We start from the raw sequence: 21,000 nt of genomic DNA on the forward strand, positions 1-21,000 counted from the left end.
AGGCGTGCGGACCGCCTTTCGCGAAAACGCCCCGCAACGGGAGCGTAAGCAAGCCCGCGCCGTAACTAGACGCGTGCCATCGGGCACGACATGTCCCGGTTGCATTTCGCTGCTTATTGGAATTCGATCGACCGGACAACGGTCATGCCTGCCGCACGCGAGGGTGCAGGCATTCGGTGCCGACGACCAAGAACGATCGTCGGCGACATCTCGCGGCAATGGCCTGCCAACCATCGTCGTGCCCGAGCACCCGATCGGCCGCATCGCACCGCCGCACGCCGCAGTACCGGCCGTCCGGCGGCGTGCGCCGCGGCGGCCGGCTTGCCGCGCAAGCGTTACTTCTTTTCGGGCTCCGTCGCGCCCGGTTGCTTGAACGGGAACGTGCTGAACATCGACTTCGCCTGGTTCTGCATCTGCTCCTGCATCTGCACGAACATGTTCTTCGACTGCTCGATGTAGCTCGTCATCATCCCTTGCATCATCGGCGCCTGCATGTTCATGAACTGCGACCAGACCTCCGGATTCATCGCGTTGCCTTCGTAGAGGTTCTTCGACTGATCGGCAAGCTTGTTCTGGATGTCGATGAACGCCTGGATGTTCTTTTCCAGGTACGTGCCCATCATGCCCTGCATCGCATGACCGTAGAAACGGATGATCTGCGACAGCATCGACGACGAGAACATCGGCACGCCGCCACTCTCCTCCTCGAGGATGATCTGCAGCAGGATGCTGCGCGTCAGGTCTTCGTTGGATTTCGCATCGACGACCTTGAAGTCCTCTTGTTCCAGCACGAGTTGCTTGACGTCGGTCAGCGTGATGTACGTGCTCGTCTCGGTATCGTAGAGCCGGCGGTTCGGGTACTTCTTGATGAGCCGCTCGGCCGTTTTCTTTGTAGTAGTCATGTAACGCCTTTGAGTGCAGCGTAGCGCAAGTGACAAATCCCCGCCTCCCGAATCCGGGAGGCGGGGGCTTTCGGAAACGCCAGGCTGCGCGGCCAACCGGGCCCGGGCAGCCCGACGTTCAGCCCATGTGCAGGCCGCCGTTCAGCGAGAAGTCGGCGCCCGTCGAAAAACCGGATTCGTTCGACGCGAGCCACGCGACGATCGAACCGATTTCCTCCGGCGCGCCAAGACGACGCACCGGGATCGTCGCGACGATTTTCTCGAGCACGTCCGGACGGATCGCCTTCACCATGTCGGTGCCGATGTAGCCGGGGGAAACGGTGTTGACCGTCACGCCCTTCGTTGCGACTTCCTGCGCGAGCGACATCGTGAAACCGTGGATGCCGGCCTTCGCGGTCGAGTAGTTCGTCTGCCCGAATTGCCCCTTCTGGCCATTCACCGACGAAATGTTGATGATCCGGCCCCAGCCACGCTCGACCATGCCGTCGATCACCTGCTTCGTCACGTTGAACAGGCTCGTCAGGTTGGTGTCGATCACGGCCGTCCAGTCTTCGTGCGTCATCTTGCGGAACACGACGTCGCGCGTGATGCCCGCGTTGTTGACCAGCACGTCGATCTCGCCGACTTCGGCCTTGACCTTGTCGAACGCTGCCTTGGTCGAGTCCCAGTCGCCGACGTTGCCTTCCGACGCGATGAAATCGTAGCCGAGCGCCTTCTGGTCCTCGAGCCATTTCACACGGCGCGGCGAGTTCGGGCCGCAACCCGCGACCACCTTGAAGCCGTCTTTCAACAGACGCTGGCAGATGCTGGTGCCGATGCCGCCCATCCCGCCCGTTACGTACGCAATTCGCTGAGACATAAATCTCACTCCATTTTTTGGTTTCGAGACCCGCCGGAGGCCCCTCTGACTTCACGTGGCGCCGGCCGAAGCCGCAATCGTCCGGCGCACGGATTGGTTTGGCGTCGACGGACGACCGGTTACGGACGTTCGACCGCGAGTGCGACACCCATCCCGCCGCCGATGCACAGCGACGCCAGACCGCGCTTCGCGTCGCGCTTGACCATCTCGTGCAGCAGCGTCACCAGGATCCGGCAGCCCGACGCGCCGATCGGGTGACCGATCGCGATCGCCCCGCCGTTCACGTTCACCTTCGACGTGTCCCAGCCCATCTGCTTGTGCACCGCCAGCGCCTGCGCCGCGAATGCCTCGTTGATTTCCATCAGGTCCAGGTCGCCCGGCGTCCAGCCCGCACGCTCCAGCGCGCGACGCGATGCCGGCACCGGGCCCATGCCCATCACGCTCGGATCCACGCCCGCGTTCGCGTACGCCTTGATCCGCGCCAGCGGCGTCAGGCCCAGCGCCGCCGCCTTCTGCGCCGACATCACCAGCACCGCCGCCGCGCCGTCGTTCAGCCCCGACGCGTTCGCCGCCGTCACCGTGCCTTCCTTCGCGAACGCCGGCTTCAGGCCCGCCAGCGATTCCGCCGTCACGCCGTGACGCACGAACTCGTCGGTCGCGAACTGCAGCGGCTCGCCCTTGCGCTGCGGAATCGACACCGGCACGATCTCGTCGTTGAAGCGGCCGGCCTTCTGCGCGGCTTCCGCCTTGTTCTGCGACAGCGCCGCGAACGCGTCCTGCTCGTCGCGCGTGATCCCGTATTCCTTCGCGACGTTCTCCGCCGTGATGCCCATGTGGTACTGGTTGTACACGTCCCACAGGCCGTCGACGATCATCGTGTCGACCAGCTTCGCGTCACCCATCCGGAACCCGTCGCGCGAGCCCGGCAGCACGTGCGGCGCCGCGCTCATGTTTTCCTGGCCGCCCGCGATCACGATCTCCGCGTCGCCCGCCGCGATCGCGTTCGCCGCCAGCATCACGGCCTTCAGGCCCGAGCCGCACACCTTGTTGATCGTCATGCCCGGCACCGCGCTCGGCAGGCCGGCCTTGATCAGCGACTGACGCGCCGGGTTCTGCCCCGAGCCGGCCGCCAGCACCTGGCCCATGATCACTTCGCTCACCTCTTCGGGCTTCACGCCCGAGCGCTCCAGCACCGCGCGAATCACCGTCGCGCCCAGTTCCGGTGCCGCGATCTTCGCGAGCGAGCCGCCGAATTTGCCGACCGCGGTCCGCGCGGCCGATACGATCACTACGTCCGTCATTTCCCTTTCCTCCAGGCCCGCACGACACGGCGCATCGTTACCGGCCCTGTTAAAAAAACTGCGGTGCACCGGACAGCGTGCGCTGCCGTCCGGCTTTCGTCAATCGCGCTGCAACACGTAACGGCCCGGCGCCGGCTCGATCACCGGGAACTGCGCGGAACCGGGCTGGGCAGGCGGCGCCACCTTGCGGCCGCCGTACTGATCGAGCCACTCGACCCAGGTCGTCCACCAGCTGCCCGGCTGCTCGGTCGCGCCGGCAAGCCAGTCGTCCGCGGATTCGGGCAGGTCGCCTTCGTTGACCCAGAAGCTGCGCTTCTTCTTCGCCGGCGGATTGATCACGCCCGCGATGTGACCCGACGCGCCCAGCACGAACTTCAGCGGGCCCGTCAGGATCGACGTCGACGCGTAGGCCGTCTGCCACGGCACGATGTGATCCTCGCGCGACCCGTAGATGAAGGTCGGCACGTCGATGCGCGACAGGTCGACGGATTCGCCGCACACGGTCAGCGCGCCCGGCACGCGGAGCTTGTTCTCGAGATAGGTATTGCGCAGGTACCACGCGTACATCGGACCGGGCAGGCTCGTCGAGTCGCTGTTCCAGTACAGCAGGTCGAACGGCGCGGGCGTGCGGCCCTTCAGGTAGTTGTCGACGACGTAGTTCCACACGAGGTCGTTCGGCCGCAGGAACGAGAACGTGTTCGCGAACTCGACGCCGCGCATCAGCCCCGGCGCCGTGCCGTTCTTGCCGCCGATGGTCTGCTCGCGCATCTGCACGTGCGCCTCGTCGACGAACACGTCGAGGATGCCGGTGTCGGTGAAGTCGAGCATCGCGGTCAGCAGCGTCATCGAGGCGGCCGGATGTTCGCCGCGCGCGGCGAGCACCGCCAGCGCGGTCGCGAGCATCGTGCCGCCGACGCAGAAGCCGAGCGTGTTGATCTGCTCGCGGCCGCTGACCTGCTGCACCGCGTCGATCGCGGCGAGCAGCCCTTCGTTCATGTAGTCGTCCCACGTCTTGTGCGCGACCGATGCATCGGCGTTGCGCCACGACACGAGGAACACCTGATGGCCGCTCGACAGCGCATGCGCGACGAGCGAATTCTCGGGCTGCAGGTCGAGGATGTAGAACTTGTTGATGCACGGCGGCACGATCAGCAGCGGCCGCTCGAACACCTTGTCCGTCTTCGGCGAATACTGGATCAGCTGGATCAGGTCGTTCTCGTAGACGACCGCGCCTTCGGTGCACCCGAGGTTCTTGCCGACCACGAATTGCGATTCGTCGGTCTGCGAAATCTTGCCGCGCCGCATGTCGCCGAGCAGGTTCATCATCCCCTGCCGCAGGCTTTCGCCCTGCGTCTCGAGGATCGACTTCTGGGCATCGGGATTGAGCGCGAGGAAGTTGCTCGGCGCGGCGGCGGCCGTCCATTGCTGGACGGAGAAACGAATGCGTTCGCGCGTCTTCGGATCGGTCTCGAGCGCGTCGGCCAGTTCCTGCAGGTAGCGCGCGTTGAGCAGATACCACGCCGCCGCGAACGCGTGCGCGGGCGAGGCCTTCCACGCATCCGAGCTGAAGCGGCGGTCTTTCAGTTCGGGCGACTCGAGCTTCGCGGCGGCCGCCTGCTGCATCAGCGTCACGCAGTCGCGCGCATAGTCGGCCTGCAACTTCTGGAGCCGTTCGGGCGAGATCGCGGCCGCCGGCAGCTTCAGCCCCGCGAACGGCGACGCCATGCCGCCGAAGCTGCTCAGATCGGGCATCGACGGCATCTGGAACGGAAGCGATGTCGGGAACTGGAATGCGGCGAACGGGTTCGCGGTGGTCGCCGCCGTGGCGGCCCGAGCCGGATCGGCGAAACCACGCCAGGCATTCAGCCATGCTTCGAACATCTGCTGCATCGGCTGGACCGCCTGGCCGAATCCGGCGCTACCTGCGGACGTGCCCGCCTGAGCGGACGTCGACGAATTTTTCGATGCTGTCATTACCTGCCTTACCGGTGATTCGTGAGCGTCAATCGTGAAATCCTGCTCGCGCGCGGCGTGCCGGCTGCGAGCCGGGCCGTCATGCTCTGGAGAGGCGTCTCCAGATTCTGCCGCAGTGCGGTATTTTTATCATTATCGTTTTCCCCATGTGAAGCCCTGCGTCAAACCACTGAACGTTTCTGCCCGAAGATAATCCGCGCGCAACAGGCGGGACAAGGCTTCCGGCGAACCATCAAATATTTTGGTTGACTTGACTTCGGGATTATTCATTCGGTTGCCCATGCAACGCCGCATTGCCGCGTCAATATCGAGATAAACCGATTTTGCAGCGCAATAAACCGCGCGCGCAAGCCCACGATCCATCGTCAATCGGCCAGCCAGACCGCCGCCGCCATGCGGCCGGTCACGCGGTCGCGCCGATATGAATAGAAGCGCGTGCGTTCGGTGACCGTGCAGGCGGACCCGCCGCTCACGTGCGCAACACCTGCACGCGCGAGGCGCAGGCGCGCGAGCGCATGGAGGTCGGCGAGGAACTTGCCGGGCGCGCCGTCGATCGCGACGAACGCTTGCCGCGTCTCATCATGCTCCGACTGCGCAGCCGTGTCGAGAAACGCGTCGCGCACGTCGGCGCCGACTTCGAACGCCTGCGGGCCGATCGCCGGCCCGAGGTACGCATGGACTTCATCCGCCGCGCCGCCGGCGAGCGCCGCGACGCGAGCCGCGGTCTGTTCGATGATGCCGGCCGCGAGCCCGCGCCAGCCCGCGTGCGCGGCGCCGACCGCCCGGCCCTGCGCGTCGCACAGCAGCACCGGCAGGCAATCCGCGACCATCACGACACACACCGCGCCCGCGCGGTCCGTCACGCTCGCGTCGGCTTGCACGGGCACCGCGGCGCCCGGCGCGGCGTCGATCACCTCGTCCGCGCGCACGATCCGCGCGCCGTGAACCTGCTCGAGCCACGCCGCGCGCGACTGGCCCGCCAGTGCGAGCAAGCGCGCGCGATTCGCGCCGACATGGGCCGGATCGTCACCGGTATGCAAGCCGAGATTCATCCCGCCCGGCAACTCGGCGCCGTCCCGCCAGCGCCCGTAAGGACCTTCGCTCACACCGCCGTCGCGCGTCGTGATCAGCGCGCGAACGCGTGGTGACACCTGCCAGTCGGGCTGTACGCAGTCCTGCCACGTCAACGGCGCCAGGTTCGTCATCGGCACTCACTCCTCCTCGTCGTCGTCCGGATCCGACTCGTCGTCGTAATCCTCGTGATCCTGATATTCGCCGGCGAAATCGTCATCGTCGTAGGCGCCTTCGTCATCGTCGAATTCCTCGCTGGCCTGCCCGAAACCGAGCGCCGCGATGAGCGCGTTCATGTCGTCCGGCAACGGGCAGCGCCACTGCATCGTCTTGCCCGTGAGCGGATGCACGAGGCCGAGCCGCCACGCGTGCAGCGCCTGCCGCGCGAACCCGTCCGGCAGCGGCGCGACCGAGCGCTTGCCGCGCGCGCGCCCGTACACCGGATCGCCGAGCAGCGGATGCCCGACATGCGCGCAGTGCACGCGGATCTGGTGCGTGCGGCCCGTTTCGAGGTCGCACTGGATCGCGGACACCGGCTGACGTTGCCACAGGCATGTGTCAACCGTACGGAAATGCGTGCGCGCGGGCTTGCCCGACGCCCCGGTGACGACGGCCATGCGCGTGCGCTCGCGCGGATCACGACCGATCGGCGCGTCGATCGTGCCGTCTTCGGGCATCGTGCCCCACACGAGCGCGAAATAGCGGCGCTTCACCGTGCGCGCCTGCAACTGGCGCACGAGGTCGGTCTGCGCGGCAAGCGTGCGCGCGACCACCATCAGCCCGGACGTTTCCTTGTCGAGCCGGTGTACGATCCCGGCACGCGGCAGGCCGGCCGCGGCGTCGCCGTAGCGATGCAGCAGCCCGTTGAGAATCGTGCCGCTCCAGTTGCCGGCGGCGGGATGGACGACGACGCCGGCCGGCTTGTTGATGACGAGGAGCGCGTCGTCCTCGTAGATCACGTCGAGCGGCACCGGCTCCGGCGTGAACGCCAGCTGCTCCGGCAGCAGGTCGGGTACGAGCTCGATCCTGGCGCCGAGCGGCACCGGCTGGCGGATCTTCGCCGGCGCGCCGTCGATCAGCACGCGCTGCGCCTCGATCCAGCTCTGCAGGCGGCTGCGGGAGAATTCGGGGAATAGCTGGGCAAGCGCCTTGTCGAGGCGTTCGCCCGCGAGCGACAGCGGCACTTCGACGACGCGCGGCGTCTCATCGGCCGCCACGGACGGCACGACAGGCGGTTGCAACGCGCCTGCGGCCGACGCCGCATCGGGAGAATCCCCCGATGCGGCGTCGGCGGGCCGATCGCTTGGGCTATAATCTTCGCGATTTGACTTGCCCCGCGGGGCATTCTGCGAACTTGAACGGGTCATTTAGACTGGGTCACCGAGACTTGAAGCTAGGACATGCGAGCATGATGAATTCGACCAAACGTACGGCCAAAACCGTCGCCGCCCGAGCTGCGGCGGTAGCGGCCGCGGCCCTCATCGCCGGCTGCCACGGCTTACCGCAGAAGCAGGACGAGACGGCTACCTGGTCGAACAACAAATTATACTCAGAGGCCCAGGATGCACTGTCCGGCGGCGACTGGGGCAAGTGCGCGAAATATTTCGAATCGCTGCAAGGCCGCGATCCGTTCGGTCATTTCGCGCAACAGGCGCAGATCAACGTCGCGTACTGCAACTGGAAGGACAACGAAGCGGCAGCCGCCGACCAGGCCGTCGACCGCTTCATCCAGCTGCACCCGGATCACCCGGATATCCCGTACGCGTACTACCTGAAGGGGATGATCCACTTCAACGACGATCTCGGCCTGTTCGGCCGCTTCTCCGGCCAGGACATGAGCGAGCGCGATCCGCAGGCACTGCGCGAATCGTACGATGCGTTCAAGGTCGTCGTCGACCGCTACCCGAAGAGCAAGTATGCGCCCGACGCCGCGGCGCGGATGCGCTACATCGTCAACGCGCTCGCGTCGCACGAGGTACACGCGGCCGATTACTACTATCGGCGCGGCGCCTACGTCGCGGCAATCAACCGCGCGCAGCTCGCGATCAAGGACTACAAGGGCGCGCCGGCGATCGAGGACGCGCTGCACATCATGATCCTGTCGTACGGCAAGCTGAACCAGCCGCAACTCGCGGAAGACACGAAGCGCGTGCTCGCGGGGACCTTCCCGGACAGCCCGTACATCACCGGCCACTCGCGCCCCGGCACGAAGAAGTCGTGGTGGCAGTTCTGAGCGACGCTCACCGCACAAAAAAACCCGGCCATCGAGCCGGGTTTTTTATTGGTGCCGCCCGTAGCGAGCGGCGGAGCGTCACGCGCGCTTTTCCGCGCGATGTTCGTCGAAGAAGTCCTGCACGACCGCGATCTCGCGCGTGCGCTTGAACGGCGGCAGGCTCTGCCAGATCCGGCGACCGTACGGCTTGTCGACCAGCCGCGTGTCGCAGATCATCAGCACGCCGCGATCGGTCTCCGCGCGAATCAGGCGGCCCGCGCCCTGCTTCAGCGTGATCACGGCCTGCGGCAGCTGGTGGACCGCGAACGGGCTCAAGCCCTTCTTCGTTAGCGCATCGAGTCGGGCGGCCAGCACCGGATCGTCGGGCGGCGCGAACGGCAGCTTGTCGATCACGACGAGCGACAGCGCGTCGCCGCGCACGTCGACACCTTCCCAGAAGCTCTGGCTGCCCACGAGAATCGCATTGCCGTACGAACGGAAGCGGTCGAGCAGCTCGGTGCGGCTGGCATCGCCCTGCACCAGCAGCGGCGTGTTCCAGCCGCGCGACTCGATCACGTCGCGCAGCTTCGACGCGATCCGGTCGACTGCGCGCAGCGTCGTGCACAGCATGAAGACGCCGCCGCCCGACGCCTCGATCGCCGGCAGCGCGGCATCGAATACGGCATCGGTAAACGCGGGCGACGACGGCTGCGGCAGGTTGCGCGGCACGTACAGCAGGCCCTGCGTCTGATAGTCGAACGGGCTCGCGAGCGTCATCGAGCGCCGCGAGCTGAGGCCCATCTGGGCCGCGTAGTGCGTGAAGTCGCCGCGCACCGACAGCGTCGCCGACGTGAAGACCCACGCGCGCGGCACGCCGGCGCGCTGCTTCGCGAAGATCGGCGCGACCGACAACGGCGTCTCGTGCAGCTGGACGGTATGCGCGAACACTTCGACCCAGCGCACCTTCTCGTTCGGATCGTCGGCACCCGCCTTGTCGCCGGCTGCCGCGGCATCGGCCTGCGCGGCCGCTTGCGCCGCCCCGGGCGTGACCCAGCCCGCGAGCAGGTCCTGCAGCTCGCGCGCGCGCCGCAGGCACGCACCGAGGGATTCCGCCCGCTCGGCCTGGCTCGCGAGCGCCGATGCGAGCGCATCGAGCGCCGCCTCGAGCGCGTCGAGTGCGCCGAACATCGGGTGATCGTCGCCCAGTTGCGCGAGCGACATGCGCACGATCTGGTCATTCGCGAATGCGAGGCGCAGGTCGCGCGCCGCGCGTTCGAGATCGCCGCCGAGCTTCACCCACTCGACCGCATCGCGCGCATGGCTCAAGCCTTCGGCGACCGTGTCGCGTGCGAGTTCGAGGATCTGCGTGGTCGACAGCGTCTCGCCGAAGAACAGCGTCGCCGTCTCCGGCAGCTGGTGCGCTTCGTCGAAGATCACCGTGTTCGCGTTCGGCAGCAGCTCGGCCATCCCTGTGTCGCGCAGCATGATGTCCGCGAAGAACAGGTGATGGTTGACGACGACGACGTCGGCCTGCTGCGCCTCGCGCCGCGCCTGCATCACGAAGCACTCCTTGTAATGCGGGCACTCCTGACCGAGGCAGTTGTCGCGCGTCGACGTGACCATCGACCACACCGGCGCCGTCTCCGGCACGCTCGCGAGCTCGGCCTTGTCGCCGCTTTTCGTGATCTTCGCGAACCGCACGATTTCCTGCAGGTAGGCGGTGTCCTGCCGCGACGGCAGGCGGCCGTTGTCGGCCGTGCGCTGCAGATAGTAATGGCACAGGTAGTTCGAGCGGCCCTTGAGCATCGCGACCGTCACCGGCACCGCGAGCGCGTTGCGCACGGTCGGGATGTCGCGCTGGAACAGCTGGTCCTGCAGGTGCTTCGTGCCGGTCGACACGATCACCTTGCCGCCCCATAGCATCGCGGGCACCAGGTACGCATAGGTCTTGCCGGTACCGGTGCCTGCCTCGACGATCAGCGTGTTGTCGCCGGCGTCGCTGTCGGCGTCGGCCGCCGCTCCGTCAGCGGCGGGTTCAGCCGCCTTGTCGCCTTCGCCGAGGCGGCGCGCGGGCCGCTTGCGGGTTTCGAAGATTTCCGGTTCCGGCAGCCGGCGCGCGGACGCCTCCATCGCGGACGCGACCGCGCGCGCCATCTCGATCTGCGACTGACGCGGATGATAGCCGTCGAGCGCGCGCGCAAGCAGTCCGCCTTCACCGAAGATCGTGTCGAGTTCGTCGACGCGCTTGCGGCTCAGCTCGAACGTGCCTTCGGGCGCACGAACGCGCCCGGCAGACGACGCGTCACGCCGGGCATCGGGGTTGGCTTCAAGCGGTGAATTCAAGGCAAGCGTTCCTGTGTCCAGCGCCGAGGCGGCGCCGGCGCTTGCCAGGCCGCGCTCAGGCGCGCTTATCCGGTTCCAGCTGCGATTGCAGCAAAATGATTTTGTCCTTGGCTGCCAGCTTTTCCTTCTTCAGCCGGTGCAGCGTAATGTCGTCGATGTCGGAGTGTCCTTCCTTCAGCTCGATCTCTCGAGCGAGCTGCTGGTGCTGCTCCTGCAATGCTGCCAAACGGTTGTGCAATTCCTGCTGCTGTTCCGTGGGACGGTTTTGCATATGCGCCTCCTCATCGAAGCAGCGCGCCGACTGGCGTGCCGGCACGCACGAGACTGAGTCCGGATCAATCCGATACGTTACTGCCCCTGCTGTTGCTGCTGCTTGGCCTTTTGGGCCGCTTCCTGCTGACGCCGCTCGACATCGGCCTTGTGCTGCGCGGCTTCCTTCTGCTTCTGCTCGTAGCGCGTGGCGTTGTCCGCCCGCTCCTGCGCCTTCTGCGCGGCCTGCTGGTGCGCCTGGTCGAGCTTGCGCTGGAAGTCGGCCTGCTTCTGGTCGTAGGCCTGCTTGCTCGCGGCATGCTGCGGCCCTTCCGCGCCGCGCTGCGCCCGCTTCAGTGCATTCTGCTCCTGCTTGTCGCGGAACGCAGCCGCGTTGGCCGCGTCGTTCGCCGCGCGCTGCGGCGCTTCCGCCGCATTCTGCGCCTGCTTCAGCGCCTGCTGCTGGTCGCGCTGCTGCGCCCGCACCGCACGTTGTTCGTCGTCGAGCGCGAGCTGCTCCTGGCGGATGCTCGCCCGCTCCTCGCGCATCCGGTCGCGCGCATTGCCGAGACAGTGATTGACGAAGAACTTGCTGTAGCAATCGTGCTCCGCCACCGCATAACGATAATCGTTTTCCGCGGAACGTTGATTGAGCACTTTTTGACGGGCGTCAAAATCCTGCGTGGCGGAGGCTGCGACGGGCACGGCGGCAGCGGCGTCAGGCGCGCTTGCGCCCGATGCCTGTGCGTACGCGACGGTGGACCCGGCGGACAAAGCCGCGGCAAGCGCTGCGCCGAGCGCGACGAGAGAAATGCGGGAAGTTGGCAACGTCGTAGGAAAGCTGCGGGACATGTGTCAAATTCTATCACCCCCGGCTGGACGCTCCGCCATTTATGGCAAAATGCCCCGCTTCACTCACCCGCGGCATCTGGTCCGGCGGGCCCGTCTCGCAGCCCGCCGCGCGTGGTCTGCCGGCCCGCGCCGCGATTTCAGCAGGCACATCATCCACGACATGACGGAAACCGTAGCACTCAAGATCGTACAGCGCATCGCCACCGAACTGTCCGTCCAGCCGCGCCAGGTCGCGGCGGCCGTGCAACTCCTCGACGAAGGCTCGACCGTTCCGTTCATTGCCCGGTACCGCAAGGAAGTGACGGGCAACCTGGACGACACGCAGCTGCGCCAGCTCGAGGAGCGCCTCCTGTATCTGCGCGAACTCGAGGATCGCCGCGCGACGATCCTGTCGAGCATCGACGAACAGGGCAAGCTGACCGACGAACTGCGCGCCGCGATCGACGCGGCCGACAGCAAGCAGGTGCTCGAAGACCTTTATCTGCCGTACAAGCCGAAGCGCCGCACGCGCGCGCAGATCGCCCGCGAAGCCGGCCTCGAGCCGCTCGCGCGGGCGCTGCTCGCGAATCCGCTGCTCGACCCGCAGGCGGAAGCCGCCGCGTACGTCGACGCCGACAAGGGTGTCGCCGACGTGAAGGCCGCGCTCGACGGCGCGCGCGACATCCTGTCCGAACAGTTCGGCGAAACGGCCGAACTGCTCGGCAAGCTGCGCGACTATCTGCACAGCCAGGGCGTCGTGTCGTCGGCCGTGGTCGAGGGCAAGGAAAACGAGGAAGGCGAGAAGTTCCGCGACTACTACGACTACGCGGAGACGATCCGGACCGTGCCGTCGCACCGCGCGCTCGCGCTGTTCCGCGGCCGCAACGCCGGCGTGCTGACCGTCAAGCTCGGCCTCGGCGAGGAACTCGACGCGCAGGTTCCGCATCCCGGCGAAGCGATGATCGCGCGCCATTTCGGGATCGCGAACCAGAACCGTCCCGCCGACAAGTGGCTGTCGGACGTGTGCCGCTGGTGCTGGCGCGTGAAGGTGCAGCCGCACATCGAGAACGAACTGCTCACGCAACTGCGTGAAACGGCGGAAGCCGAGGCGATCCGCGTGTTCGCGCGCAACCTGAAGGATCTGCTGCTGGCCGCGCCGGCCGGCCCGAAGGCCGTGATCGGTCTCGACCCCGGCTTGCGCACGGGCGTGAAGGTCGCCGTGGTCGACCGCACCGGCAAGCTGCTCGCGACCGACACGATCTACCCGCACGAGCCGCGCCGCGACTGGGACGGCTCGCTCGCGAAGCTCGCGCGCATCGCCGCGCAGACGCAGGCCGAGCTGATCAGCATCGGCAACGGCACCGCGTCCCGTGAAACCGACAAGCTCGCGAGCGAGCTGATCTCGAAGCACCCAGAACTGCGGCTGCAGAAGATCGTCGTGTCGGAAGCCGGCGCGTCCGTCTACTCGGCGTCGGAGCTGGCCGCGAAGGAATTCCCGGAACTCGACGTGTCGCTGCGCGGCGCCGTGTCGATCGCGCGCCGTCTGCAGGATCCGCTCGCCGAGCTCGTGAAGATCGAGCCGAAGGCGATCGGCGTCGGCCAGTACCAGCACGACGTGAACCAGCGCGAACTCGCCCGCTCGCTCGACGCGGTCGTCGAGGATTGCGTGAACGCGGTCGGCGTCGACGCGAATACCGCGTCGGTCGCGCTGCTCGCACGCGTATCGGGACTGAACGCGACGCTCGCGCGCAACATCGTCGACTATCGCGACGCGAACGGGCCGTTCCCGTCGCGCGACCATCTGCGCAAGGTGCCGCGCCTCGGCGACAAGACCTTCGAACAGGCGGCCGGCTTCCTGCGCATCAACGGCGGCGAGAATCCGCTCGACCGCTCGTCGGTCCACCCGGAGGCGTATCCGGTCGTCGAACGGATCCTCGCGAAGATCAACAAGCGCATCGACGACGTGCTCGGCAGCCGCGACGCGCTGTCCGGACTGTCGCCGACGGAATTTGTTGACGAACGCTTCGGCCTGCCGACCGTGCGCGACATCCTGTCCGAGCTCGAAAAACCGGGTCGCGACCCGCGGCCCGAATTCAAGACCGCAACGTTCCGCGACGGCGTCGAGAAGGTGTCCGACCTGATGCCCGGCATGCTCCTCGAGGGGGTCGTGACGAACGTCGCGGCGTTCGGTGCGTTCGTGGATATCGGCGTGCACCAGGACGGCCTCGTCCACGTGTCCGCGATGTCGACGAAGTTCATCAAGGATCCGCACGAAGTCGTGAAGGCCGGCCAGGTCGTCAAGGTCAAGGTGCTCGACGTCGACGTGAAGCGCCAGCGCATTGCGCTGACGATGCGCCTCGACGACGAAGCGGCCGCGCCCGGCATGGCGCCGCGCGGCAGCCAGGATCGCGGCAATGCCGGCCGCGGCGCGGCCCGCCCGCAGCGTTCGCGCGAGCCGGAACCGGCCGGTGCGATGGCCGCGGCGTTCGCGAAGCTGAAGCGCTGAACACGCGAAGGTTTTCGACGCACGAAAAAAGCCCGCCGACAGGCGGGCTTTTTCATGGCGCGGCAAGCGCACTGCCGGAGTGGGCCGCATCCGCGGCCCGCGCGTCGGTCAGATCTCGATCTTGGTGCCGAGCTCGACGACGCGGTTCGCCGGGATCGAGAAGAAGTCGGTCGGCTTCGCGGCGTTCTGATGCATCCACGCAAACACGCGCTCGCGCCAGATCGACATGCCGGGCAGATGCGTCGGCACGACCGTTTCGCGCGCGAGGAAGAACGACGTGTCCATCAGCTCGAACGTCATGTCGTGCGAGCGGCCGAATTCCTCGAGCACGGCCTTCACGTCCGGCGTCTCGTTGAAGCCGTACTGGGCCTTGACGATGTACAGGCCGCCACCCGCATCGCGTGAACTCAGCCGTGTGTCGTCGCGCACGTACGGAATGTCGCGCGTGACGAACGTCAGGAAGATGGTCCGCTCGTGGAGCACCTTGTTGTGCTTCAGGTTGTGCAGCAGGCTGACGGGCACGAGCTTGTCGTTGCCGGTCAGGTAGATCGCGGTGCCCGACACGCGGTGCGGCGGATGCGCGAGCAGCCCTTGCAGGAACGGCTCGAGCGGGATACCGTCCGCGGCCGTGCGCTCCTTGACGATGTGGCGGCCCTTGTACCAGGTCATCAGCAGGAAGAACAGCAGCGCGCCGATGCCGAGCGGCAGCCAGCCGCCCTGCGCGACCTTCAGCAGGTTCGCGCCGAAGAAGCCGAGGTCGATCGCGAGGAATATCGCGATGATCGCGCCGACGAGCAGCCGGTTCCAGTTCCACACCTTCACCATCACGACGCACGCCAGCACGGTGGTGATGACCATCGTCGCGGTCACCGCGATACCGTACGCCGCCGCCAGGTTGTCGGAACTCTTGAAGCCGATCACGATGCAGAGGATCACGAACAGCAGCAGCCAGTTCACGACCGGCACGTAGATCTGGCCGATCGCCAGCTCGGACGTATGCAGCACCTTCATGCGCGGCACATAACCGAGCTGGATCGCCTGCGACGTCAGCGAATACGCGCCCGAAATCACGGCCTGCGACGCGATCACGGTCGCGACCGTCGACAGCACGACGAGCGGCAGCAATGCCCACTCGGGCGCCAGCAGGAAGAACGGGTTTTCGATCGCTTTCGGGTTCTGGATCAACAGCGCGCCCTGGCCGAAGTAGTTCAGCACGAGCGACGGCATCACGAGCCCGTACGCGGCGAGGCGGATCGGCTTCGCGCCAAAGTGGCCCATGTCCGCGTAGAGCGCTTCCGCACCGGTCAGCACCAGCACGACCGAACCCAGCACGACATAGGCCTGCAGCAGGTGGTCGGCCATGAACGATGCTGCGTAGTACGGATTGATCGCCGCGATGATGCCCGGCACGCGCGCGATGTGGTACACGCCGAGTGCCGCGATCACGACGAACCACACGACCATGATCGGGCCGAACAGCTTGCCGACCAATGCGGTGCCGTGGCGCTGGATCCAGAACAGCGCGATCAGGATCACGATCGTGATCGGCAGCACAAGGTGGGATAGGTGCGGCGTCGCGATTTCGAGACCTTCGACCGCCGACATCACCGAGATCGCCGGCGTGATCACCGCATCCCCGTAGAACATGCACGCGCCGAATATCCCGAGCGCCATCAGCGCGCCCGCGACACGGGTTTTCGAGTCGAGCGGCCGCAGCGACAGGGCCATCAGCGCGAGCACGCCGCCCTCGCCGTTGTTGTCGGCCCGCATCACGAACAGCAGATATTTGATACCGACCACGAGGATGATCGCCCAGAACAGCAGCGAGATCACCCCCAGGATCGAGCTTTCGGTCAGCGGGATGCCGTGTGCGGGGCTGAACGCCTCCTTCAGCGCATACAGCGGGCTCGTGCCGATGTCGCCGAACACGACGCCGATGGCCGCTATCGCAAGCGCCCGCATCGAGTGTTGGTGCGTCGAATGCGCATGGGCTGCGTCGGTCGCCTGGATCGTGTCGTTCATATGAAGCGTAATAATCGGGTCCGGTTCGGACAAAACGAGCGCTATTCTACTCGCGCCCCCCTGAAACACCGCCCTGCCGTGTTGCCCTGACACCACGTGATCCACGCCGCGCATGCAATCCCGCGCAAGCTGTGGCAGGGCTGCCATCATAGCCGGGCCCGCGCCGTCTGCCTACCGCGAACGCCCGATCGCCGCGGCCGCCCGCCTTCCGCCCCAATGAAAAACGGCGCCGCAAGCGGCGCCGTACAAGGCTTTCGTTCGATCGGCCGGGCGCTTACGCGCCCGAACCGTCGCGCTGCGCGCGACCACGCTTGATCCACGCCTCGAGGTTGTGCGGACGAACGGTGTCCCACTCTTCGAACGGCTGATGAATCCACGGGTTCGTCGGCAGATACTGCGTGTGATAGTCGGGCTTCACCTTCGAGCAACCCTTGTACCAGAGCACAGCCGAACGCACGGCCGTGACGGCCGGATAGCGCTCCTTGAGATGCTCCTGCACGCGCGCGAGCGTGACGCCCGAATCGACGAGATCGTCGACCAGCAGCACGTTGCCCGCGAGCTGGCCGCGCGTCATCGTGATGTACTGCGCGATGTCGAGCTCACCCTGCTCGGTGCCGGCCGCTTCGCGGTACGAACTGGTCGCGAGGATCGCGAGCGGGACGTCATAGATGCGCGAGAGCTGATCGCCGACACGCAGACCGCCGCGCGCGAGGCACAGGATCTGGTCGAACTTCCAGCCCGATGCATGCACCTGGAGCGCGAGCAGCTCGATCAGACGATGGTATTCGTCCCAGCCTACCCACAGGTTCTTGTCGTCGTTGCGCGGATCGGTCATCAAGTCTGCCGCCGTCATCGTGATTTGCTGCGTCATGGTGACAATTACACCTTGAACGGATGGCGGAGCAGGATCGTTTCGTCGCGATCGGGGCCGGTCGAAACCATGTCGACCGGCACGCCGGCTACTTCCTGGACACGGGTCAGGTAGGCCTGTGCATTCGCGGGCAGCGCGTCCCACGTCTTGATGCCGACGGTGCTTTCCTTCCAGCCGGCGAAGGTTTCGTACACGGGCTCGCAACGCGCGACATCGGCCGCACCGCGCGGCAGGATGTCCACGTCCTTGCCGTCGATCTTGTAGCCGACGCACAGCTTGACTTCATCAAGGCCGTCGAGCACGTCGAGCTTCGTCATGCAGAGGCCCGACACGCCGTTGATCTGGATCGAGCGGCGCAGTGCGGCTGCGTCGAGCCAGCCGGTGCGGCGCGGACGGCCGGTGACCGAGCCGAATTCCTTGCCGACGTTGGCCAGCGTGACGCCGACCTGGTCCTGACGCTGCGGGTTGTCCGCATCGTACAGCTCGCTCGGGAACGGGCCCGCGCCGACGCGCGTGCAATACGCCTTCGTGATGCCGAGGATGTAGTTCAGCTGCTGCGGACCGACGCCGGCGCCGGCCGATGCCGCACCCGCGACGCAGTTGCTCGACGTGACGAACGGATAAGTGCCGTGGTCGATGTCGAGCAGCGTGCCTTGCGCGCCTTCGAACAGCAGGTTCTGACCGGCGTTGTTCGCGTCGTACAGGCGGCGCGACACGTCGGCCACCATCGGCTTCAGGCGATCGGCATAGCCGAGCATCGTGTCGAGCGTGGCCTGGAAATCGACGGCTGCGCCGCCCAGGTACTGGGTCAGCACGAAGTTGTGGAAATCGAGGTTTTCGCGCAGGCGGTCGGCGAAGGTCTTCGCGTCGAACAGGTCCTGCACGCGCAGCGCGCGGCGGCCGACCTTGTCTTCGTACGCAGGGCCGATGCCGCGGCCGGTCGTACCGATCTTGCCCGCGCCCTTGCGCGCTTCGCGCGCCTGGTCGATCGCGATGTGGTACGGCAGGATCAGCGTCGTGGCTTCGGAAATGAACAGGCGATCGCGAACGTTCACGCCGGCTTCTTCCAGCTCGCCGATTTCCTTGAACAGTGCCTCGGGGGACAGGACGACGCCGTTGCCGATGTAGCAGGCGACGCCTTCACGCATGATGCCCGACGGAATGAGGCGCAAGATGGTTTTCTTGCCGCCGATGATGAGGGTGTGGCCGGCGTTGTGACCGCCCTGGAAACGCACGACGCCCTGAGCGTGGTCCGTCAGCCAGTCGACGATCTTGCCCTTGCCTTCATCACCCCATTGCGTTCCCACGACGACGACATTGCGCCCGGGAGTCACGTTCACTGCGCTGGCAGACATGTTGATTCGTTAGCTGGTTAAAAACGTATTCTACCTAGGTTCGCGGGCGATTCCGAATTTTTCCGTTTCGCTTCAACGATATGCACGCCGAACGACGGCCCGCGAACATCTCTTTAACGGGGTTCGACCACCCATGCGCCGTTGCGCTCGACGAGCGAACGGTCGCACGCGAATTCGTCGAGCACGTGGTCGTGCCCCGGCAATGCCTGGATCACGACCTCGCCCGCATCGCGCAGCGCCGCGACGGCAGCGCCCAGCGCATCGTCCTGCGCCCACGGCGCGAGAATCGCGGTGCCGCGCGCCTCGATCGGCGAGATCCGCGCAAGCTCGCGCAGGTCAAGCGAGAAGCCCGTCGCCGGACGGGCGCGACCGTAAGCCTGCCCGACGTGGTCATAACGGCCGCCGCGCGCGATCGCGTTCGGCACGCCGTCGATGTACGCCGTAAACATCGCGCCGCTGTGGTACGCGTAGCCGCGCAGGTCGGCCAGATCGATCGCCACCTCGACGCCCTTCGCCTGGGCCGCGAGCTGCGCGAGATCGTCGAGCGCGCGCGTGATCTCGGGCAGCACCGGCAGCCGTGCGCGCGCCTCGTCGAGCACGCTCGCGTCGCCGTACAGATGCGGCAGCGCACGCAGCGCCGCGCGCGTGTCGGCGCCGAGATCGTCGGTGAGTTCGTTCAGCAGCGGCACGTCCTTGCCCGACAGCGCGTCGTACAGCGACTCGCCGCGCTCGGCGGCCTGCGGGTCGCGCGCGAGCAGCGCCGCGAGCACGCCTGCATGGCACAGGTCCAGACGGATTCGCGACAGCCCCGCGAGGTGCAGCGCGTCGAGCATCAGCTGCTGGATCTCGAGATCGGCTTCCAGCCCGGCATGCCCGTAGATTTCGGCGCCGATCTGGATCTGTTCGCGCGTCGCGTGCAGGCCGCGCGGACGCGTATGCATCACATGCCCCGCATAGCAAAGGCGCGTGACGCCCTGGCGGTTCAGCAGGTGCGCGTCGATGCGCGCGACCTGCGGCGTGATGTCCGCGCGCAGGCCGAGCGTGCGGCCCGACAGCTGGTCGACCAGCTTGAAGGTGCGCAGGCGCAGGTCGGCGCCGCCGCTCGTCAGCAGCGACTCGAGGTATTCGAGCAGCGGCGGCATCACCATTTCGTAGCCGTACGAACGGAAGCGGTCGAGCAGCCTGCGGCGCAGCTCCTCGATCTTGCGCGCTTCCGACGGCAGTACGTCGGCGATATTCTCGGGAAGTAACCAGGTCGACATCGGTACGGTCCTACGACGGGAAACAGGGCGCGACGCGCGCGCCACGAGATGAATCGGAAATCGGAATCGTGCGGAACGGACGGCGGATTGGCCGTCTCGTTCATGTCTCCGTTCAGGTGGCGAGCAGCAGCAGGATGAGCCCCAGCGCCATCACGATGAGCCCGCCGATCCGGATATGATGCGGCGGCCGCTCCGCTATTCTACGAAACGTGTCGCGCCAGGCGACGGGAAACACGAAGGGAAACGCCCCCTCGATGATCAGCATCAGCGCTACCGCGAGCAACAACGAACCAGCCAGATCCATGCGAGCGACGGCGCCGCTCGACGCGGCGCCCCAAGGTCAGTGTTTGCGGGGAGCAGGTGCCGCCGGTGCGGCACCGCCCGTCGGGCTGCGCATGAAACGGAAAAACTCGCTGTCGGGATCGACCACGATGATGTCGTTGCGCTTGAAGGTATTCCGGTAAGCCTGCAGGCTCGCGTAGAACTGGTAGAACTGCGGATCTTGGCCGAACGCGTCGGCGGCGATCGACGCGGCCTTCGCATCGCCCTCGCCCTTGATCGTCTGCGCGGACTTGTACGCATTCGCGAGCACCGCCTGCTGTTCGCGCTCCGCATCGGCCTTGATCTGTTCGACATCCGCAGCGCCATCCGCGCGCACCTGTGCGGCCTGCGCGCGCAGCGCGGCAATCATCCGCTGATAGACGGCGTCGGCCTGCGCGGCCGGCAAGTCGACGCGCGTCAACTGCACATCGACCACGTCGACGCCGAAGCCGGATGCCTGCGCGCGCACCGCATCGCGAGCCGCATTGGCGATGTCGCGCTGTCCGCCGAGCGCGTCGTCGAGCGCGCGCTTGCCGAATGCGTCACCGAGCGCGCTCTTCAGCGCGCCGGCCAGACGCTCGGCGGCGGTGGCCGAGTCGCCGCTCGTCGCCGTGAAGTACTTCATCGGATCGCTGATCCGGTACTTGACCGCATACGTGACGAGCAGATCGTGCTTGTCTTCGGTCGCGAGTTGCAGCGGATCCGGCGATTCGAGCGATTGCAGGCGCGTGTCGATCAGCGTCGCCGTCTGCAGCGGCGGCGGCAGCTTGAAATGGATGCCGGGGCCCGCGAGTTCGGGCTGCGTGCCGTCGCGGCCCGACAGCACGGCTGTGTGGCGCGGATCGACGGTCAGCACGGTCGACGATGCCGCGAAGGCGACGATCACGATTGCGACGACGAGCGCAATGATTCGGTTCATGT

18 protein-coding genes are annotated in these 21,000 nt (G+C 66.6%); 2 read left to right on the forward strand and 16 right to left on the reverse strand.

Going from position 1 to position 21,000, the window contains the following annotated elements; translation table 11 throughout:
- Positions 1 to 335: 335 nt before the first annotated feature.
- The 7 genes from phaR to FFI87_RS09125 form a co-directional block, all read right to left on the reverse strand.
- Positions 336 to 902: a polyhydroxyalkanoate synthesis repressor PhaR gene (gene phaR / locus FFI87_RS09095; RefSeq protein ID WP_012363978.1), complete on the reverse strand. Its 567-nt coding sequence runs from the start codon at positions 900 to 902 to the stop codon at positions 336 to 338.
- A gap of 118 nt (positions 903 to 1,020) precedes the next feature.
- Positions 1,021 to 1,761 carry a 3-ketoacyl-ACP reductase gene (locus FFI87_RS09100; RefSeq protein WP_011657007.1) on the reverse strand — a complete coding sequence of 247 codons (741 nt, stop codon included), beginning with the start codon at positions 1,759 to 1,761 and terminating at the stop codon, positions 1,021 to 1,023.
- 119 nt (positions 1,762 to 1,880) lie between these two features.
- Positions 1,881 to 3,062 carry an acetyl-CoA C-acetyltransferase gene (locus tag FFI87_RS09105; RefSeq protein WP_012363979.1) on the reverse strand — a complete coding sequence of 394 codons (1,182 nt, stop codon included), beginning with the start codon at positions 3,060 to 3,062 and terminating at the stop codon, positions 1,881 to 1,883.
- A gap of 99 nt (positions 3,063 to 3,161) precedes the next feature.
- Positions 3,162 to 5,036, reverse strand: coding sequence for a class I poly(R)-hydroxyalkanoic acid synthase (phaC, locus tag FFI87_RS09110; protein ID WP_138847623.1), 1,875 nt, complete (start codon positions 5,034 to 5,036; stop codon positions 3,162 to 3,164).
- Positions 5,037 to 5,168: 132 nt separating this feature from the next.
- Positions 5,169 to 5,399 (reverse strand): hypothetical protein, encoded by a 231-nt coding sequence (locus FFI87_RS09115; RefSeq protein ID WP_138847622.1) that lies wholly within the window; start codon positions 5,397 to 5,399, stop codon positions 5,169 to 5,171.
- A gap of 2 nt (positions 5,400 to 5,401) precedes the next feature.
- A complete protein-coding gene (pgeF, locus tag FFI87_RS09120) occupies positions 5,402 to 6,241 on the reverse strand; it encodes a peptidoglycan editing factor PgeF (RefSeq protein ID WP_138847621.1) in 840 nt (279 codons plus the stop codon).
- A 6-nt stretch (positions 6,242 to 6,247) separates the two neighbouring features.
- Positions 6,248 to 7,474, reverse strand: coding sequence for an RluA family pseudouridine synthase (locus tag FFI87_RS09125; protein ID WP_138847620.1), 1,227 nt, complete (start codon positions 7,472 to 7,474; stop codon positions 6,248 to 6,250).
- A 41-nt stretch (positions 7,475 to 7,515) separates the two neighbouring features.
- On the opposite strand from FFI87_RS09125, the gene FFI87_RS09130 reads away from it, so the two are divergent.
- Entirely contained in the window at positions 7,516 to 8,340 is an 825-nt protein-coding gene (locus tag FFI87_RS09130) for an outer membrane protein assembly factor BamD (protein ID WP_006755093.1), read from the forward strand.
- A gap of 78 nt (positions 8,341 to 8,418) precedes the next feature.
- Here FFI87_RS09130 and FFI87_RS09135 read toward each other — a convergent pair whose 3' ends face one another.
- The 3 genes from FFI87_RS09135 to FFI87_RS09145 all read right to left on the reverse strand — a co-directional run bounded on the left by FFI87_RS09135 (position 8,419) and on the right by FFI87_RS09145 (position 11,763).
- Entirely contained in the window at positions 8,419 to 10,662 is a 2,244-nt protein-coding gene (locus FFI87_RS09135) for an ATP-dependent DNA helicase (RefSeq protein ID WP_138847619.1), read from the reverse strand.
- Between the two features lie 55 nt (positions 10,663 to 10,717).
- Positions 10,718 to 10,933 carry a YdcH family protein gene (locus FFI87_RS09140; RefSeq protein WP_006755091.1) on the reverse strand — a complete coding sequence of 72 codons (216 nt, stop codon included), beginning with the start codon at positions 10,931 to 10,933 and terminating at the stop codon, positions 10,718 to 10,720.
- Positions 10,934 to 11,010: 77 nt separating this feature from the next.
- Positions 11,011 to 11,763, reverse strand: coding sequence for a hypothetical protein (locus FFI87_RS09145; RefSeq protein ID WP_012363984.1), 753 nt, complete (start codon positions 11,761 to 11,763; stop codon positions 11,011 to 11,013).
- Positions 11,764 to 11,923: 160 nt separating this feature from the next.
- Between FFI87_RS09145 and FFI87_RS09150 the strand changes: the two genes are divergently transcribed.
- Entirely contained in the window at positions 11,924 to 14,248 is a 2,325-nt protein-coding gene (locus FFI87_RS09150) for a Tex family protein (protein ID WP_138847618.1), read from the forward strand.
- A gap of 108 nt (positions 14,249 to 14,356) precedes the next feature.
- Here FFI87_RS09150 and FFI87_RS09155 read toward each other — a convergent pair whose 3' ends face one another.
- From FFI87_RS09155 to hflC, 6 genes are all read right to left on the reverse strand, one after another.
- Positions 14,357 to 16,270, reverse strand: coding sequence for a potassium transporter Kup (locus FFI87_RS09155; protein WP_012363986.1), 1,914 nt, complete (start codon positions 16,268 to 16,270; stop codon positions 14,357 to 14,359).
- A 274-nt stretch (positions 16,271 to 16,544) separates the two neighbouring features.
- Positions 16,545 to 17,141 carry a phosphoribosyltransferase gene (locus FFI87_RS09165; protein ID WP_006755319.1) on the reverse strand — a complete coding sequence of 199 codons (597 nt, stop codon included), beginning with the start codon at positions 17,139 to 17,141 and terminating at the stop codon, positions 16,545 to 16,547.
- Positions 17,142 to 17,149: 8 nt separating this feature from the next.
- A complete protein-coding gene (locus tag FFI87_RS09170; protein WP_006760651.1) occupies positions 17,150 to 18,496 on the reverse strand; it encodes an adenylosuccinate synthase in 1,347 nt (448 codons plus the stop codon).
- Between the two features lie 113 nt (positions 18,497 to 18,609).
- The gene (locus FFI87_RS09175) at positions 18,610 to 19,758 is read right to left on the reverse strand and encodes an ATP phosphoribosyltransferase regulatory subunit (RefSeq protein WP_138847617.1); all 1,149 of its coding nucleotides are present in this window, start codon (positions 19,756 to 19,758) and stop codon (positions 18,610 to 18,612) included.
- A 112-nt stretch (positions 19,759 to 19,870) separates the two neighbouring features.
- The gene (locus FFI87_RS09180; protein WP_006755322.1) at positions 19,871 to 20,062 is read right to left on the reverse strand and encodes a DUF2065 domain-containing protein; all 192 of its coding nucleotides are present in this window, start codon (positions 20,060 to 20,062) and stop codon (positions 19,871 to 19,873) included.
- Between the two features lie 36 nt (positions 20,063 to 20,098).
- A complete protein-coding gene (gene hflC, locus FFI87_RS09185) occupies positions 20,099 to 20,998 on the reverse strand; it encodes a protease modulator HflC (RefSeq protein WP_138847616.1) in 900 nt (299 codons plus the stop codon).
- Positions 20,999 to 21,000: the final 2 nt, after the last annotated feature.

This window comes from Burkholderia sp. KBS0801, assembly GCF_005937855.2.
Classification (GTDB): domain Bacteria; phylum Pseudomonadota; class Gammaproteobacteria; order Burkholderiales; family Burkholderiaceae; genus Burkholderia; species Burkholderia ambifaria.